The 16625-nt window shown below is 72.7% G+C and carries 13 protein-coding genes; 6 read left to right on the top strand and 7 right to left on the bottom strand.

The features are described from left to right. Window positions 1–4 precede the first annotated feature (4 nt). Both ACIBKY_RS45860 and ACIBKY_RS45855 read left to right on the top strand, forming a co-directional pair. Window positions 5–805, top strand: coding sequence for a glycerophosphodiester phosphodiesterase (locus ACIBKY_RS45860; RefSeq protein WP_397107371.1), 801 nt, complete (start codon window positions 5–7; stop codon window positions 803–805). Window positions 806–812: 7 nt separating this feature from the next. Further along, window positions 813–2180: an MFS transporter gene (locus ACIBKY_RS45855; protein ID WP_397107369.1), complete on the top strand. Its 1368-nt coding sequence runs from the start codon at window positions 813–815 to the stop codon at window positions 2178–2180. Here ACIBKY_RS45855 and ACIBKY_RS45850 read toward each other — a convergent pair. Continuing rightward, on the bottom strand, window positions 2177–2656 hold the full coding sequence (locus tag ACIBKY_RS45850; RefSeq protein ID WP_397107367.1) for a winged helix-turn-helix transcriptional regulator: 480 nt from the start codon (window positions 2654–2656) through the stop codon (window positions 2177–2179). The two genes, ACIBKY_RS45855 and ACIBKY_RS45850, sit on opposite strands and share 4 nt — an antisense overlap. A 33-nt stretch (window positions 2657–2689) precedes the next feature. On the opposite strand from ACIBKY_RS45850, the gene ACIBKY_RS45845 reads away from it, so the two are divergent. Then, entirely contained in the window at window positions 2690–3199 is a 510-nt protein-coding gene (locus ACIBKY_RS45845) for a nuclear transport factor 2 family protein (RefSeq protein WP_397107365.1), read from the top strand. On the opposite strand, the gene ACIBKY_RS45840 is transcribed toward ACIBKY_RS45845, so the two are convergent. Next, window positions 3186–4532, bottom strand: coding sequence for an FAD-binding oxidoreductase (locus ACIBKY_RS45840; protein ID WP_397107363.1), 1347 nt, complete (start codon window positions 4530–4532; stop codon window positions 3186–3188). The genes ACIBKY_RS45845 and ACIBKY_RS45840 overlap by 14 nt on opposite strands. A 105-nt stretch (window positions 4533–4637) precedes the next feature. On the opposite strand from ACIBKY_RS45840, the gene ACIBKY_RS45835 reads away from it, so the two are divergent. Further along, entirely contained in the window at window positions 4638–7733 is a 3096-nt protein-coding gene (locus ACIBKY_RS45835; RefSeq protein ID WP_397107361.1) for an AfsR/SARP family transcriptional regulator, read from the top strand. 91 nt (window positions 7734–7824) lie between these two features. Here the strand turns inward: ACIBKY_RS45835 and ACIBKY_RS45830 are convergent, their stop codons facing one another. Continuing rightward, window positions 7825–9249 (bottom strand): OmpA family protein, encoded by a 1425-nt coding sequence (locus ACIBKY_RS45830; RefSeq protein WP_397107359.1) that lies wholly within the window; start codon window positions 9247–9249, stop codon window positions 7825–7827. A gap of 193 nt (window positions 9250–9442) precedes the next feature. Here ACIBKY_RS45830 and ACIBKY_RS45825 point away from each other — a divergent pair, with 193 nt between their 5' ends. Both ACIBKY_RS45825 and ACIBKY_RS45820 read left to right on the top strand, forming a co-directional pair. Beyond that, entirely contained in the window at window positions 9443–10000 is a 558-nt protein-coding gene (locus ACIBKY_RS45825) for a hypothetical protein (RefSeq protein WP_397107357.1), read from the top strand. Window positions 10001–10141: 141 nt separating this feature from the next. After that, a complete protein-coding gene (locus ACIBKY_RS45820) occupies window positions 10142–10486 on the top strand; it encodes an RNA polymerase-binding protein RbpA (protein ID WP_184968423.1) in 345 nt (114 codons plus the stop codon). A gap of 69 nt (window positions 10487–10555) precedes the next feature. Here the strand turns inward: ACIBKY_RS45820 and ACIBKY_RS45815 are convergent, their stop codons facing one another. From ACIBKY_RS45815 to ACIBKY_RS45800, 4 genes are all read right to left on the bottom strand, one after another. After that, window positions 10556–11056 (bottom strand): FxsA family protein, encoded by a 501-nt coding sequence (locus ACIBKY_RS45815; protein WP_397107355.1) that lies wholly within the window; start codon window positions 11054–11056, stop codon window positions 10556–10558. Between the two features lie 84 nt (window positions 11057–11140). Then, window positions 11141–11881 carry a polyprenol monophosphomannose synthase gene (locus ACIBKY_RS45810; RefSeq protein WP_397107353.1) on the bottom strand — a complete coding sequence of 247 codons (741 nt, stop codon included), beginning with the start codon at window positions 11879–11881 and terminating at the stop codon, window positions 11141–11143. 9 nt (window positions 11882–11890) lie between these two features. After that, window positions 11891–13522: an apolipoprotein N-acyltransferase gene (gene lnt / locus ACIBKY_RS45805; protein ID WP_397107351.1), complete on the bottom strand. Its 1632-nt coding sequence runs from the start codon at window positions 13520–13522 to the stop codon at window positions 11891–11893. A gap of 546 nt (window positions 13523–14068) precedes the next feature. Continuing rightward, a complete protein-coding gene (locus tag ACIBKY_RS45800; RefSeq protein WP_397107661.1) occupies window positions 14069–16213 on the bottom strand; it encodes a HelD family protein in 2145 nt (714 codons plus the stop codon). Between the last annotated feature and the right edge of the window lie 412 nt (window positions 16214–16625).

Here is a 16625-nt window from a genome sequence, read left to right as displayed (position 1 = left end):
ACCCGTGCTCAGCCGTCGATTCCCGTTCCTCGACCATCCGGGCCCCCTGGCCTTCGCCCATCGGGGCGGGGCGCTCGAAGGACGGGAGAACACCGCGGCCGCCTTCGAGCGGGCCGTCGCGCTCGGCTACACCTACCTGGAGACCGACGCCCACGCCACCTCCGACGGCGTGCTGCTGGCCTTCCACGACCACACGCTCGACCGGGTCACCGACCGGCGCGGCCGGATCGCCGACCTGCCCTACAGCGCGGTACGCCGGGCCCGCATCGGCGGCGCGCACGAGATCCCCCTGATGGAGGACCTGCTCGGCAGCTTCCCCGAGGCCCGCTTCAACATCGACGTCAAGGAGGCCGGCGCGATCGCCCCGCTGGCCGAGGCGGTCAGGCGCACCGGCGCCCACGACCGCGTCTGCCTGACCTCCTTCTCCGACGAGCGCCTCGAACGGGCCAGGGCGGCGATGGGCCGCGAGGTCTGCTCCTCCCTCGGGCCGCGCGGCGTGGCCGCCCTGCGCACCGCCGCCAGCACCTCAGGCTACGGCCGGCTGCTCACCCGCCTGGCCCGCTCCGGGGTCCCCTGCGCGCAGGTCCCGGTCGGCTTTCGCGGCCTGCGCGTGACGACCAGGGCCCTGGTGCACACCGCGCACGCCGTCGGCATGCAGGTGCACGTGTGGACCATCAACGACCCGCTCCGCATGGAACGCCTGCTCGACCTGGGCGTCGACGGCATCATGACCGACAACATCTCGGGCCTGCGCGACGTCCTCGACCGGCGCGGCCTCTGGCATCCCGGCTCCCTGGCCGCATAGGAGAAGCATGACCGTCCCCTCACCCCCCGCGGTCTTCGACGACTCCCCCGCCGCGCGCAAGCGCGAGCAGTGGGGCTGGTACTTCTACGACTGGGCCAACTCCGCCTTCCCGACGACGGTCCTGACCGTCTTCCTCGGGCCGTACCTGATCACGATCGCCGAGGCGGCCGCGAACGGCGCGCCGTACGTGGACGTGCTCGGCTTCGACGTACGGCCGGGCGCGTACTTCTCCTTCGTCGTCGGCGTCGCGGCCATCCTGCAGATCATCTTCATGCCGGTGGCGGGCGCGCTGGCCGACCACACCGGGCGCAAGAAGCAGCTGATGGGCTTCTTCGCGATCCTGGGCGCGCTGGCCACGGTCTGCTTCTGGTTCGTCGGCGACGGCCGCTACATCCTCGGCGGCCTGCTGTTCCTGATCGCGAACGTGGGCTTCGCGTGCGCGTTCGTCATCTACAACTCCTTCCTGCCCGACATCGCCACGCCCGACGAACGGGACAAGGTCTCGGGCATGGGCTGGGGCTTCGGCTACCTCGGCGGCGGGCTGCTGCTGGCCGTGCACCTGGTGCTGTTCCTGTTCGGCGAGGACCTGCTCGGCATCGACAAGGGCACCGCGGTGCGCATCGCGCTCGCCTCGGCGGGCCTGTGGTGGGGCGGCTTCACGATCATCCCGCTGCTGCGGCTGCGCAACCGGCGCGGCGCCGCCCCGCGCCGCGAGACGGCGGGCCAGGCGATCGGCGGCTCCTTCCGCCAGCTCGGCCGCACCGCGATGGGCCTGAAGGCCTACCCGCTGACGCTGGCCTTCCTCGTCGGCTACCTGCTCTACAACGACGGCGTCCAGACCGTCATCTCCTTCTCCGCGACCTTCGCCGAGAAGGAACTGGGCCTCGACACGACCGTGCAGATCGGCGCCATTCTGATGGTGCAGTTCGTGGCGTTCTTCGGGGCGCTGCTGCTGAGCTTCGTGGCCTCGCGGATCGGCGCGAAGAAGGTCGTGCTGATGGCCCTGGTGGCCTGGACTGCCGTCGTCGCGATCGCCTACTTCCTGCCCGCGGGCTCGGCCGCGGCCTTCTACGCGCTCGGCTTCGCGATCGCCATCGTCATGGGCGGCACCCAGGCGCTGTCTCGCTCGCTGTTCTCCCACGTGATCCCGAAGGGCAAGGAGGCGGAGTACTACAGCCTCTACGAGATCAGCGACAAGGGCTCGACCTTCCTCGGCTCGGCCACCCTCGGCATGGCCATCCAGCTGTCGGGCAGCTACCGCCTGGGCATCATCTCGCTGGTCGTCTTCTTCATCCTGGGCGGCGCCATCCTGGCGGCGGTCAACCTGCCCAAGGCCATCCGCGCCGCAGGAAACGAGGTCCCGGACAAGCTCTAGTCCGGCTTGGCCAGCACCATCGTCCCCGGCCCCTGCGCGGCGCCGGGGCCGCCGACGATCGTGATCGTGTCCGCGCCGGCGGCGCCGCCGCAGTGCGGGCACGTCACCTCGGGCGTGAACTGCCGCCCGCAGGAGTGGATCAGCAGCGCGGGCGGGCCGCCGGGCGGCGTCGCCCACCGGTCGCCCCACGCCATCAGCGTGATGAGCGCGGGCACGATGTCGCGGCCCGCCTCGGTCAGGTGGTACTCGTGGCGGGCCGGCCGTTCCTGGTAGGCGACCTTCTCCACCACGCCCGCGGCCCGCAGGCGCTCCAGGCGTTGCGTGAGCAGGTTGCGCGAGATCCCGAGGTCCTCGCTCAGCTGGTCGAACCTGCGCAGGCCGAGGAAGAGGTCGCGCAGGATCAGCGGCGTCCACGGCTCCGCCACCACGCCGACGGCCTGGGCGATGGAGCAGTGCATGTCCCCGAACCTGTTCATGACCCCAGCATAGTCAGTTGATAAAGTGAACCCATGACAGTTCATTTTCAGGACTCACTCAACGAGGTCAGCCGCCGCTACCGCGAGGCGGGCGAGGCCAAGGACGTCGACGCCCTGATGGCCACGCTCTCCCCCACGGTCACCTTCCACTCCCCGCTGAGCGCCCGCGCGGGCTTCTCCGGGCACGCGCAGGTACGCGGGCTGTTCACGGTGGCGCTCGGCGGGCTGCGCGACCTGCGCTACCACACCGACGTCGGCGACGAGCGCACCCGCATGCTCGCCGCCACCGCCCGCCTCGGCAAGCACGAACTGGAGGAGGCCGCCCTGATCAGGATCGGCGAGGACGGCCTCATCGAGGACGTCACCATGTGGATCAGGCCCCTGCCCGCGCTCACCGCCATGATGGCGGCGCTCGGCCCCGCCCTCGCCCGCGCCGCCGGCAAGCCCGCCCTGGCGGCGATGGTCGGCGCCTCGGTCAAGCCGCTGGCTTTCATGACCGACTTCGGCGACCGCACGCTGGTGCCCCTCGTCACTCCGAAATGACGCGTACGTGCGCGCAGTGGCGGAAGACGTCGTCCGGATCCCAGGCCGACTTCACCCGCCGCAGCCTGCCGTAGCGCTCCTCGCCCATCGCCCAGCGCACCCGGTCGTCGTCCGGCGCCTCCAGGTTCAGGTAGGTGCCGGTCACCTCGTGACCCCGGATCGCGGCGGTCACCTTGGCCGTCCAGGCCCGGTTGGCCTCGTCGTCGGCCGGGTCCGTCCAGACCGCCATGGGATGGATGAGGTAGCGGCCGCCCTCCCGGCCCGGGTAGGCCGAGCCGGGGCCGTTCCTGACCGCCTCCGGCATCGCCGCGACGACCAGTTGCGTCAGCGGGCTCGGGGCGGTCATCGCGGCGTCCTGCAGGTCGGCGACGAGGTCCGGCGGCAGGTCACGGACGAGCTCGGCGCTCCACCGGTTGCGCCAGCCCGGCTGGGCGCTACCGTCGATCATCGACTGCAGCGCCACGTAGGGCATCGGCTGGACGGCGTCGAACAGCGGCTCGGCCGCCGCGTACAGGGGCCTGATCAGCTCCTTTCCGGCGTCCGGGTCGCCCAGCCACACCGGCGCCACCGCGAGGACCGGCCGGCCGACCACGTGGCCGGGCACGAACGGCTCCGGCGGCGCCGTCATGAAGATCACCGCGCCGTTGTAGTCGGGGAAGTCCTCCAGCCCGGCCAGCGCGTCCAGGACCGCCGGCGCGTCGGCCACGCGGTAGCCGATCAGCCCGCCGAGCATCAGCGGCTCCACCGGATGCAGGCGGAAGGTGAAGGAAGTGACGACGCCGAAGTTGCCACCGCCGCCGCGCAGCGCCCACATGAGCTCCGGCTCGTCCCGATCGGTGACGGAGACCACGCGGCCGTCGGCGGTGACCATCTCCACGCCGATCAGGTTGTCGGAGGTCAGGCCGTGCCGTCCCGACAGCCATCCGTGGCCGCCGCCCAGCGTGAGCCCCGCCACGCCGGTGTGGCTCACCCGGCCGCCGGGAACGGCCAGGCCGTGGGCCTGCGTGGCCTGGTCGACGTCGCGCCAGGTCGCGCCGCCCCCGACCACCGCGGTGCGCTCGCGGGCGTCGACGGTGACGCCGCGCAGCGCGGACAGGTCGATCACCAGGTCGCCGCCGAGCGCGAGCCCGGCCACGCCGTGCCCGCCGCCGCGCACGCTCACCTCCATGCCGCGGGAGCGGGCGTGGGCCAGCGCCACCACCACGTCCTCGGTGCCGCCGGCGCGCACGAGCAGCGCGGGCCGCCGGTCGATCATGCCGTTGTAGAGCCTCCTGGCGTCCTCGTAGCCCGGGTCGTCGGGGGTGAGCGCTTCTCCTCGTACGGCGAGCCGCATCGTTGTCTCCTCAGGCCGTGAAACCGATGTCGCCCAGCCTGGACGGGTGACCTTCCACCTCCGTTTCACCGGCGTCTCACCGGCGAGCCTGGGATAATCCAGCCCATGTCATCGCCCTCCGGCCTGGACGTCCTCGTGCTCGGACCGGTCGTGATCCGTGCCGGGGAGGCCCTGGTCCGCCTGGAGCGCCCGCTCGAACGCGCGCTCCTGGCCCGGCTCGCGCTGGCCGGCGGGCGCCCCGTGCCCGACGAACGGCTCGCCGCCGACCTGTGGGGCGAGGCCGAGCTCACCCGGCCCACCGAGCGGCTGCGCGTCCTGGCCTCGCGCCTGCGCACCGCTCTCACCGCGGCGCCGTCCCCGGACGCGCCGGGAGCGCGGCTGGTCAGGGCGGCCGGCGGCTACTCCCTCGACGCGGGCCCCGCCGATTTGCGCGCCGCCCGCGAGGCGGCAGAGAGCATGCACGCCGCCGTGCGCGCCGGCGACCACCGCTCGGCCAGGGCGGCCGCGGCCGAGGCGCTCGGGTCGTGGCGCGGCTCGTCGCTGGAGGACCTGCGGGCCGTCCCGTTCGCCGCCGCTGAGGGCGAGCGGCTGGACGCGTGGCGCTTCGACCTGCTCGTGGAGCGGCTGCGGGCCGACCTGGCGCTGGGCGCCGCCACCGAGGCACGGCCCGAGCTGGAACGGCTGGCCGCCGAACACCCTCTGCACGAGCGGGTGCACGGGCTGCTGGCCACCGCCCTCTACCAGGGCGGCAGGCAGGCGGAGGCGCTGGAGCGGCTGGCCAGGCTGCGCCGTACGCTCGCGGAGGAGCTCGGCGTGGACCCGGCCCCGGAGACGGCGCGGCTGGAGATGCTCATGCTCCGCCAGGACCCCTCCCTGCTCCATGAACAGCCCGGCCCCACGCGGGACCCGGGCACGGCACGCGACCCCGCCCCCGGCGGGCCGCCGAATAGGGACGAGCTGCCGGCTGAGGACGGGCGTCCGAAAGAGGACGAGTCTCCGGGAGAAGACGGGCCTGCGGGAGAAGACGGGCGGCCGGGAGGAGGGGCGGTGCGGCTGCCCGGGCCCGCGACCAGTTTCGTGGGCCGCGACGGCGACCTGGCCGCCCTGGTGGGCCGGTTGGCGCGGCCGGGGCTGGTGACGCTCACCGGCGGGCCGGGCAGCGGGAAGTCCCGGCTGGCGATCGAGGCGGCCAGGTCGGTGGCCGGGCGGCGGCCCGTGGCGGCGGGACGGCGACCGGTCACGGCGGCAGGACAGCGGGCGGCCGCGGGAACCGGGCAGCGGGCGGTCACGGTGGTCGAGCTGGCTCCGCTCCGCAGGCAGGACGCGATCTGGGCGGCCGTCGGCGCCGACCCCGGCGACCCGGCCGAGGCGGCCGCGCGGCTCGACGGCTCCCTGCTCGTCCTGGACAACGCCGAGCACCTGGTCGAGGCGGTGGCGGAGCTGGTGATGGCGCTGCTGGGCCGTACGACGGGGCTGACCGTGCTCGTCACCTCACAGCGGCCGCTGCTGGCCCCCGGCGAGGAGCTGCACAGGGTCGGGCCGCTCGCGCCCGCGGCGGCGGCGCGGTTGTTCCTGCAGCGGTGCGCGCCCGACCAGAGCGGCGCCGACCCCGCCCACCTGGCGGCGATCTGCGCCGCGGTGGACCGGCTGCCGCTCGGCATCGAGCTGGCCGCGGGACTCACCCGGGCGCTGACCGCGGCGCAACTGGCCACACGCGTGGAGGACCGGCTGCGGCTGCTGGTCGGCGGCGCGCGCGGCGCCGGCGGACGGCACACGAGCCTGCGCTCGGCCCTCGACTGGAGCCACGACCTGCTGGAGGCCCGCGAGCGCGCGGTCCTGCGCCAGGTGTCGGTCTTCAGCGGCGGCTTCACGCTGGAGGCCGCCGAGCACGTGGCCGCCGCGCGCATGCCGGCCGGCGACGTCGCCCCCGCGCTGGCCGAGCTCGCCGACCGCAGCCTGGTGACGGTGGAGACCGGCGGTGGCGGGCGCAGGTTCGGGCTCCTGGAGACCGTCAAGGACTACGCCACGGTACGGCTGGCCGCCGCCGGCGAGACCGAGCCGGCCCGCGCCGCACACCTGGCCTGGTGCCTGGACTTCGTCAGGCAGGCCGGCGACCCGGACGACTTCGCCGGCGCGGAGGCGGTCGGCGCGGTGTTCGCCGAGTGGCCGAACCTGCTGGCCGCGCTGGACGGCGCCCCGGACACCGGACGCGCCGCCGACGGCCTGCGGCTGGCCCTGGAGCTGCACACCCCGTGGCTCATCAGAGGCTGGTACGCCGAGGCCAGACGCCACTTCGCCGCCCTGTCCGACGCCCCGGGCAGCACCCGGGCCGAACGCGCGGCCGCCCTGTGCGACCACGGCTTCGTCACGACCATGGTCGGCCGCTTCGACGAGGCCGCGGCCCTGCTGGCCAAGGCCGCGGAGCTGGCCGACGACGACACGCTGACCATGAACGTCCGCTACTACCGCGGCATCGTGGAGATCGAGCGCGGCCGGCTGAAGGACGCCCTCGCCCCGCTGCTGGAGGGCCAGGAACTGGCCGAGCGGCTGGCCAACAGGCAGCGCAGGTCCGCGTTCGCCGACGCGCTGGGCACCCTGTACCTGTACACGGGCCAGGCCGAGGCGGCGCTCGACCGCTACGTCACCGCCAACGCTCTCGACCGGGAGAGCGGCGACGAGCACGGCCTGGCCAGGGGCCTGAGCAACCAGGCCCAGGCGCTGCTGGCCATGGGCCGTACCGGCGAGGCGATGGCCTGCGCCGACGAGTCCGGCCACTACGCGACCCGGCTCGACGACCGGCAGATCCTGCCGCTGAACGAGCTGATCAGGGGCAACGCGCGGCTCGCCGACGGCGACACGGGCGCGGCGCAGGCGCACCTGCGCGCGGCGCTCGCCTACGCCGCCGAGGACGGGACCGGGGCGAGCATGGCGCACATCGACCTGGCCGACGTGCTGATCCTGCGCGGCGACCTGGACGAGGCGGGTTCGCTGCTGCGGGCGGTCTACGCCGACGCGCCGGAGGGCAGCACGCCGTGGCTGGCCGCCAGGGCGGTCTCGGCGGCGCTGACGCTCGCCTCCGGCGACCGGGCCGGCGCCGGGGATCTGGCCGAGGCGACGGCCTCCGCGTACGCCGCCTCGGGGTTCGGCTGGCCGAGGTACACCGCCCGGCTGGCCGCGGTCCGCCGGCAACTGAGCCTCTAGCCTTCGGCGATCCGGACGTCCAGGGCCTCAGCGATTGGTGATCTGCGCGTCCAGGGGCCTCAGCCTTCGGTGATCTGCGCGTCCGAAGGCCTCAGCCTTCGGTGATCGGGGCGTCCAGGGGCTCGCCGTACCCACCGAGCCGGACCTTCACCGACGCGACGCTCTCGGGGGGCGCGGGCAGCAGCCCCCACAGCGTCACCTCGGCGCCGGCGGGCAGCACGTCGAGCTTGCCCGGCATGAAGCCGGAGCTGAGCGTGCCGACGAAGTCGAAGTAGGTGGGCTCGGCGAACCCGCACAGCTCGTGGCGGCTGCCGGGGCCGCTGACCGACAGCTGTCCCGTGGTCAGCTCCTTGGGCGTGAAGTGGTTCTCGTACGGCAGCGGCGCGGGCTCGGAGCCGGGGTTGGTCACCTTCACCGAGGCCAGCAGAAAGCCCGACAGCCGCCGCACGCTGTCGACCTCGGCCCGCAGACCGGCGTCGGACAGTTCGCCGCCGGAGACCGGCGCCTCGGGCTCGCGACGGCCGTCGACCTCGACTTCGACGCGCCGGTTCTTGGCCCGTCCCCGGGGGTCGTCGCTGCCGTCCGGCTTGGCGTTCGGGGCGACGGGGTCGCTCTCGCCGTGGCCCTTGGCCCGGTAGTCGAAGGAGTCGCCGAGCGAGGGCCCCAGCGCCTGGCGGACCGCCTGCGCCCGGCGCTCGGACAGCGTCTGGTTGTCGGCGTCGCCGCCCACCCCGTCGGTGTGGCCGTCGACGGTGACGGTGCCGGAGGAGGCGCCGACCCGCTCGCCGAGCCCGGTGATCGCCGACCTGGCCGCCGGTGACAGCTTGGCGCTGCCGAACTCGAACAGCACGTCGCTGGGCAGCGTGAACGCCTCCTTGCCGCCCTTGCCGACCTTGCAGACCAGCGCGCCCACCTGCGGGTCGCCCTGGACCGGCGGCACCGCGCCGTCCTCGGGACCGGCGGGGCCGATCGGCACCATCACGGGCCGCAGGCCGTTGAGCGCCACGAGCAGTTCGGAGGTCTCCTCGGGCGGCGCGGTGAACACGGCCGTCACCGGCGTGCTCCCGCCGGGCTCCACGTCCACGTCCTCGCTGATGCGCCCTTGGCCGGAGCCGCCCGCCAGGCCGTAGGCGGTGCCCGTGACCGGGTCGACGAGGGCCACGAGCCGTTCGCGGGCGTCCAGGCCGAGCGTGCCGGGCGACAGTACCTTGTCCGTGCCGTTGAACAGGTCGAACCGCAGCGCCAGTTCCTTCTCCCCGGACCTGGCCAGGCGCAGGTTCCTGCCCTCGACGGGCAGCGCGGTGGAGACGGCGGGGGCGACGATGCCGGGATCGGGCCGCCGCGGCCGGGGCTTGTCCGCGCTCGGCCGCGGCTCGTCCTCCGTGGAGCGGGGCTCCTCCCCCGCGGGGGTGGAGGGCTCGTCCCGGCCGGCGGCGGGGGGCGGGAGCGCGCCGCAGGCGGACAGTCCGATGACGAGGGCCACGCCGCAGGCCACGCGCCGGGTGTGAGGGGTCATGCCGAAAGCGTGCCGGGGGCGCGTTCCACGGACATCTCACCGGCGTCTCACGCGAGACATCTCGCCGAGAGCAGTGCTCTTGACATAGACGCTCTCTTTCGAGAGCATTGCTCTCACTAAAGAGCAATGCACTGCAAGGAGATCCGATGCCCGCCCCCGTCTCACCTCCGCCGCCTTCGCGGCCACCGGCCTGATGTTTCTGCTCTATCCCGTTCTGCGCCCCTCGGGCGACGACGCGGCCGCCATGGCCTCGGCCAACTGGGTCGTCGGGCACCTCGCGGCCATGCTCGGGTTCATCCTGCTCGGCCTCGCCGTACTCGGGCTCCACCAGGTCCTCGGCGACCGGCTCTCGCTGCGCGCCGCGGTCGTGACCTGGATCGGCGCCGGGCTGACCCTGCCCTACTACGGCGCGGAGGACTTCGGGCTCAACGTCATCGCCAGACGCTCCCTGCGCGACGGCGCACCCGCGCTGATGGAACTGGCGCAGGAATTCCGTTACGGGACGGTCGAGGTCACGATGTTCGCCGGCGGCCTGCTGCTGCTCGGCGTCGGCACGGTCATGGCCGCGATCGCCGTCTGGCGCACGGGCGTGCTCGGCAAGTGGAGCGCGGTGCCGCTGGCGGCCGGGTTCGCGCTGTTCATCCCGCAGTTCTTCGCGCCGGTCTACGCCCTGCGCATCGCCCACGGGGTGCTCATCATGCTGGGCGCGCTGTGGCTGGCCGGGGAAATGTGGCGCTCGCGAACCGCGTGAAACAAGAACTTCCTCCCACTCCTGGCGGCCTGAGCGGTTGGATCACGCTCCGGGTGGGAATCCCATCACGGTACCAAGCGTTAGACACCGTGGGAGACAGACCCCCCATCTTAGTGGGGGCCCTGTAGGAGGCATTTAGACATGGGCGAGCGCGCACTTCGTGGCACCCGGCTCGGGGCAACCAGCTACGAGAACGACCGTAACACGGATCTGGCCCCGCGCCAGGAGGTGTCCTACACCTGTCCGAAGGGCCATCGCTTCGAGGTTCCGCTTGCCGCTGAAGCCGAGATCCCCGCCACCTGGGAGTGCCGCATGTGCGGCGTGACCGCGGTGCGCGTGGACGGCGAGCAGCCGGAGTCGAAGAAGGCGAAGCCACCGAGGACGCACTGGGACATGCTCCTGGAGCGGAGGTCCATCGAGGACCTGGAAGAGGTGCTCAACGAGAGGCTGGCCGTCCTACGTGCCCAGCGTCGCAAGAGCGCCTGACACAATCTCACGGTGAAGCCCCCGGGCCCTGACGGGTCCGGGGGCTTTGGCTTGTCCGCGACCGGCCGCTCAACCGCCGTCGCGCTCCTCCCTGATGACCTCGCCGTGCACGACCTTGCCGCCCGACGGGTCGGCCGGGCGGTTCTGGTCCGCCCGCGGGAAGGGCACACCCAGGTTCGCGTACGGCGAAGCCGCCGCCATCGCCTTGACCCGGCGGGCGAAGAACCACGACCCCAGGCGGCGCATCATCGGCCGCGTGAACGGCAGCACGCACAGGAACCCCACGATGTCGGTCAGGAACCCCGGCGTCAGCAGCAGCGCCCCGCCCACGAGGATGAGCCCGCCGTCGGCCAGTTCCTTATCCGGCATACGACCCGACTGCAGCGACTCGTTGATGCTGCGCCAGGCCCGGCGCCCCTCGCGGCGCACGATCCACGCGCCGAACAGGCTGTCGGCGATCAGCAGCGCCACCGTGGTCCAGCCGCCGATCACGGAGCCGACCTGGATGAGCACCCAGATCTCCAGCACGGGCACGACCAGGAAGGCCAGGAAAAGCAGGAGCCGGACCATCGATTTCCTCATTCGGGCAGGCGGACGCCGTTTACTGACGGTACAACGTCCGGGCCGCCCCGGACGTTCCGCGCGAGGACGGTGTCAGCGGCGGCGGCGCAGGCGCGAGGGCAGCCCGGTGACGCCCCAGAGACTCACCCGCCACAGCGCCTCGGTGATGACCTTGCCGCTCATCTTGCTGACCCCGTTGACCCGCTCCACGAACGTGATCGGCACCTCGCGGGCGCGCAGCCCGCTGCGGACGGTACGCAGGGTGAGGTCGACCTGGAAGCAGTAGCCCTGCGACTCCACGCCCGACACGCCGATCTTCTCCAGCGTGGCGGCGCGGTAGGCACGGAAGCCCGCCGTGGCGTCGCGGATCGGCAGCCCCAGGATGAGGCGCACGTAGACGTTGGCGCCCCGGGACAGGAACTCGCGGTGCGCCGGCCAGTTGACGACCTTGCCGCCGGGCACCCAGCGCGAGCCGATCGCCAGGTCCGCGCCCTCGGCCAGCGCCTCCAGCAGCTTGGGCAGTTCCTCGGGCTGGTGGGAGCCGTCGGCGTCCATCTCGACGAGCACGTCGTAGCCCTCGCTCATGCCCCAGCGGAACGCGGCGATGTAGGCGGCGCCGAGCCCCTGCTTGCCCGGCCGGTGCAGGACGTGGACGTGGTCGTCCTTGGCGGCCAGTTCGTCGGCGAGGTCGCCGGTGCCGTCGGGGCTGTTGTCGTCGACGATCATGAGGTGCGCGTCGGGCACGGCGGCCCGGATCCGTTCGGCGATCAGCGGCAGGTTGTCACGCTCGTTGTACGTGGGTACGACGATGAGCACCCGGCCAAGCGTCTCCATGGTCAGTCGTTACCTCATCCGATCGTCTCGGCGCCTGCCGCGCCACGCGGCGACGCCTACGGCCCCCACACCCATCACCATCAATGCCCATTCGGGCGCCGCGCCCACCGTGGTGGCGAGCGTGGCCCGGGTCCTTACGGGCACCTTGACCACGTTCATGTCGGCGACCCCCTCGCGGGTCTGCCAGGAGACCTTACCCTCCGGCGTGACGAAGGCGGAGATCCCCGTGGTCGCGGCGGTCACCACGGCTCGATTGTGCTCCACCGCGCGCAGCTTGGACATGGCAAGTTGTTGCGGGGGAAGATTGGACAGTGCGTAGGTGGCGTTGTTCGTCTGCACGGCCAGCGGCGTGCCACCGGCCCTGACGGTCTCGCGGACGGTCGCGTCGAAGGCCACCTCGTAGCAGTTGACGGCGCCGATGGTGACCGGGCCCATCGGGAGGTTGCCCGGCCTGGTGCCCGCCACCGACTGCCGCCCGACGAGCCTGGCCCGCTCGAACAGCGCCAGGAAGACCTCCTTGAACGGCGTGTACTCGCCGAACGGGACGAGCTGCCGCTTGTCGTAGTAGGCGCCGGGCCCCTTGACCGGGTCCCAGACAAGGCTGCGGGTGGCGCGCTCCGTGTCGCCGATCGAGACGACCGCGCCGACCAGCGTGGGCACCCCGACGTCCTTGACCGACTCGTCGATGACCGAGCGGGCGAAGTCGCTGCGGTAGGGGTCGATGTCGGTGGAGTTCTCGGGGAGGATGACGATGTCCGGCTTGAGGACCTTGCGCTCGCGCGCGGCCTGGGCCAGGCGCTTGGTCTCGTTGGCGTGGTTCTGCAGGACGATGGCGGGTTCCTCGCCGAAGGCGTACATGCCCTTGCCGGGGACGTTGCCCTGGACGATGCCGATGTTGACCGACCTGCCCTCGTCGCCGGGCCGCGGGATCGCGAGCGCCGCCAGCGGTACGGCCAGCGCGAGCGCCAGCGGCGCCACCGCCAGGCGCCTGTCACGCGGCGCTGGGGCGCCGGTGGCCCGGCGCGGGGCCGGAAGGTACCGGACGGCGGCGTAGGCGATCAGCGAGCCGCACAGCGCCACGACGAAGGTCACCAGCGGCACGCCGCCGAGCGCGGCGTAGGGGGTGAACGGCGACTCGCCCTGGCTGAAGGCGACCCTGGCCCAGGGGAAGCCGCCCACCGGGAAGGTCGAGCGGCACCACTCCATGCCCACCCACAGCGCCGCCGGCCACAGCGGCCACCAGGGCAGGCGCAGGGTGAGCCGGGTCAGGAAGGCCCAGGCGGCGTAGAAGAGGCTTTCGACGGCGACCAGCGCGATCCAGGCGTCGACGCCGATCGGGCTGACCCACCACAGGGTCGGCAGCAGGAAGACCACGCCCGCCAGGTAGCCGAGCCAGGCGGCGCGGCGGGGGCGGCAGCCGTACACGGAGATGACCAGGAGCGCCAGGCCGATCGGCGCGCTCCACCACCAGTCGAGCGGCGGGAAGGCGAGGAAGAGCGCGAGCCCTCCGGCGACGGCGGCGGCCACGCGGGCGAGCAGGCGCGCGGGCGGTTCCTTCGGCCACTTCACCGAGGGAGGGGCGGGCGCGGCGGGGCCGGGGAGGGGCGAGGGCGGTGGGGCCGCCGCTTTCTCCTGCACCACGCCGGTCTCCTCGCGATCGCATCAAGCCGTCGCGCAAACGGTACCGCCTGACCGGGGCGATTGGCTCCGCGCCTGGCCAGGAGTGCCGTACCTGGCAGGGTGACCTCGCGGGCCGTCGGCCGCGAGATCACCCGGCGCTTGTGGTGATCCACTGGCACGGGAGCGGGAAGAGGGCCCGGAAACCCTTCGGACCGGACCCGTCTCGTCGGCGGCGAGCGCGGAATTCCGTTGTCTACTGGGCTACCGGGCCCGTCCCGGGTCCAACCCCCCGCCCGGTTGGGGTGCCCCGACTCGACGGACCGACGGCCCTGCACCTGGCTGTGTGGACGGAGTCGCGCACAATATGTCACGCTCCGTCACGGACGCAGGATCCGACGATGTCAGAGACGGCCAACCGGCCAAGTCCCGTGCTGGACTGCGCAGCAAACTACCGACTCCAACTCAGATGTCAACCGTGTCCCGATCAGCGGAAACATCAAGTTTTCGCAGGTAGTCCATGGGAGCGGCAGGGGGACCGCGCGGTGACCCACCCGGGGTGCGGCCGAGCTAAAGCCCATTTGTCGCCCCATTTCCTCGCGGCCGCAAGCGGCTCAACGCGGGCCCCAGCGGGCGATCGTGGGCGACGCCGAGGCGTTGTGTGGCGCGGGTCAGGGCCACGTAAAGATCGCTCGAACCACGCGCCGACTGCTCGACGATCAGTTGCGGTTCCGTCACGATCACGGAGTCGAACTCCAGCCCTTTCGCGTCCGCCACGCCCATCACCGCCACCGGCGCGTCCAGTGCCGCCGCCCCGCCGCCCACGGCCGTGCCGGGCACCGCCGCGGCGACGCTCGCGCCGAGCGTGCCGACCAGGACGTCCGGGGCGACGACCACGACCTTGCCGCCCTCGCCCACCTCGGCCTTCACCAGGTCGGGCAGCTCGGTCAGCGGCGCCGACCAGGGCGTCGCCCCGCTCTCGCGCACCGAGGTCGGCGCCCGCAGCCCGGGGTCGATCGTGGCCAGCACGTCGGCGGCGACCGCCATCAGCTCCACAGGGGTGCGGTAGTTCACCGTCAGCTTCTCCTGGCGCCAGCGCCCGGCCACATAGGGGTCGAGGACGTCGGCCCAGGCGCGCGCCCCGGCCGCCGAGCCGGTCTGGGCGATGTCGCCCACGATCGTCATCGAACGGGTGGGGATGCGGCGCATGAGCGCCCGCCAGGCCATCGGCGACAGTTCCTGCGCCTCGTCCACGATGACGTGACCGTAGGCCCAGGTGCGGTCGGCGGCGGCGCGCTCGGCCGTGGTCAGGTAGGGGCCGCCGCCGCGCTGGCGCTCGGCCAGCCGCTCGGCCTCCATGACGTCGGACAGACCGGTCAGCTCCAGGACCTCGCGCGCGTAGGCGAGCTCCGCCTCGCGCTCGTGCTCCTCGGCCTGGCGGGCCGCGGCGAGGTCCTCCTCGGCCTGGGCGGCGCTGGCGCGCAGCACCTTCTCGTCGATCTCGCCCAGGAGCTCGGCCGCCTCGTCGAGCAGCGGGACGTCGGACTCGGTCCACTCCCCGCCCTCCCTGCGCAGCAGCGCGCGTTCCGCGGGGGTCAGGGCGGCGGCGGCGTAGTCGAGGCGTTCGGGCGAGCCGTACAGGCCGAGGAGAAGACGCTGCGGCGTCAGATACGGCCAGAAGCGGTTGAGCGCGGTGCGCACCACCTGCTCGGTACGCAGTTCCTCACGCAGGTCCGCCAGTTCCTCGTCGTCGATGAGGCCCTTGCCTATCTTCTTCGCCGCCTGGCGGGCCAGGGCGTTGAGGATGGAGCGGACGAACACCGCGCGCGCCTGGTTGTGCGGGCGGCGCGAGCGGACCGCCTTGTTGCGCGCGGCGTCGAGCATGCCGGGCTCGATCGTGAGCGTGTAGCGGCCCAGCGGGAGCTGGACGGGCTTGCGCTGGACGCGCTGGCGGTCGCGCACGGCCCGCGCGATCACCTCGGCCATCCTGATGTCGCCCTTCAGCGCCGCCACCGGCGGCCGGTCGCGGGCGGTGGCGTTCAGGCCCGGGTAGAGCTCGCCGACCGTGGACAGCAGCACGTCGGTCTCGCCGAGCGAGGGCAGCACCTGCTCGATGTAGCGCAGGAAGGTCAGGTTGGGGCCCAGGATGAGCACGCCGCGCCGTTCCAGGCGCTCGCGGTGGGTGTAGAGCAGGTAGGCGGCGCGGTGCAGCGCCACGACCGTCTTGCCGGTGCCGGGGCCGCCCTGGACGACCAGGACGCCGTTGAGGTCGGCGCGGATGACGCGGTCCTGCTCGGCCTGGATGGTCGCCACGATGTCGCGCATGCGGCCGGTGCGCTTCTCGTCCAGCGCCGCCAGCAGGGCGGCCTCGCCGTTCAGGGTGGCGCGGTCGGCCTCGCTGATCCCGTCGAGATCCAGCAGGTCGTCGTCGACCCCCACCACGGTACGGCCGCGCGTCTGCAGATGCCGGCGGCGGGTGAGGCCCATGGGAGCGGCCGGCGTGGCGCGGTAGAACGGCTGGGCGACCGGCGCGCGCCAGTCGATGAGCAGCCGCTCCTGCTCGTCGTCGGTGAGGCCGAGCTTGCCGATGTAGAGCCGGCCTTCCTCCGTGTGGTCCAGCCGGCCGAAGACCAGTCCGCGCTCGACCGCCCACAGGCGGGCCAGGCGGTTGGCGTACATGTCGGCGAAGGTGTCGCGTTCGGAGCGGTTCTGCATGGTGCCGACGGCTCCGGTGGCCAGGACGTCCTTCAGCTGGCTCTGGGTGCGTTCGCGCAGCACGTCAAGCCGGGTGTACAGGCGGGAGACGTACTGCTGCTCCTTGGCCAGCTCGGTTTGACGGGCGGTGGTGGGACCACTAGTGTTTGTGGTGTTAATGGGACACTCCGGGCCATTCTGCTAGTTGTTACGACAAATCACGACCTTAGCATGCCTGTTGAGACACCCAGGATCTTCCTTTCCTTGAGACGGTCACGTCTTGGTTTCACCTCTTGACCGATCCTGCCAGGACTCCGTACGTTCACACCAAGTTAGGAAACTTTCCTAACCCTCAACCCGGTAGTCGGGACCCGGTAGTCGGGACCCGGTAGTCGGGACCCGGTAGTCGGGACCCGGTAGTCGGGACCCGGTA

The sequence above is a fragment of the Nonomuraea sp. NPDC050394 genome, assembly GCF_044459065.1.
GTDB lineage: Bacteria > Actinomycetota > Actinomycetes > Streptosporangiales > Streptosporangiaceae > Nonomuraea.
Note: the sequence above shows the minus strand (reverse complement) of the source record. Positions and strands in the feature narration are given on the sequence as shown.

What these genes read in the sequence shown, in the direction of transcription:
- ACIBKY_RS45840 (WP_397107363.1), bottom strand. Translation starts at nt 4,532, where the DNA reads ATGCGGCTCGCCGTACGAGGAGAAGCGCTCACCCCCGACGACCCGGGC.
- ACIBKY_RS45855 (WP_397107369.1), top strand. Translation starts at nt 813, where the DNA reads ATGACCGTCCCCTCACCCCCCGCGGTCTTCGACGACTCCCCCGCCGCG.
- ACIBKY_RS45850 (WP_397107367.1), bottom strand. Translation starts at nt 2,656, where the DNA reads ATGAACAGGTTCGGGGACATGCACTGCTCCATCGCCCAGGCCGTCGGC.
- ACIBKY_RS45845 (WP_397107365.1), top strand. Translation starts at nt 2,690, where the DNA reads ATGACAGTTCATTTTCAGGACTCACTCAACGAGGTCAGCCGCCGCTAC.
- ACIBKY_RS45835 (WP_397107361.1), top strand. Translation starts at nt 4,638, where the DNA reads ATGTCATCGCCCTCCGGCCTGGACGTCCTCGTGCTCGGACCGGTCGTG.
- ACIBKY_RS45800 (WP_397107661.1), bottom strand. Translation starts at nt 16,213, where the DNA reads ATGCAGAACCGCTCCGAACGCGACACCTTCGCCGACATGTACGCCAAC.
- ACIBKY_RS45815 (WP_397107355.1), bottom strand. Translation starts at nt 11,056, where the DNA reads ATGGTCCGGCTCCTGCTTTTCCTGGCCTTCCTGGTCGTGCCCGTGCTG.
- ACIBKY_RS45810 (WP_397107353.1), bottom strand. Translation starts at nt 11,881, where the DNA reads ATGGAGACGCTTGGCCGGGTGCTCATCGTCGTACCCACGTACAACGAG.
- ACIBKY_RS45830 (WP_397107359.1), bottom strand. Translation starts at nt 9,249, where the DNA reads ATGACCCCTCACACCCGGCGCGTGGCCTGCGGCGTGGCCCTCGTCATC.
- ACIBKY_RS45825 (WP_397107357.1), top strand. Translation starts at nt 9,443, where the DNA reads ATGTTTCTGCTCTATCCCGTTCTGCGCCCCTCGGGCGACGACGCGGCC.
- ACIBKY_RS45820 (WP_184968423.1), top strand. Translation starts at nt 10,142, where the DNA reads ATGGGCGAGCGCGCACTTCGTGGCACCCGGCTCGGGGCAACCAGCTAC.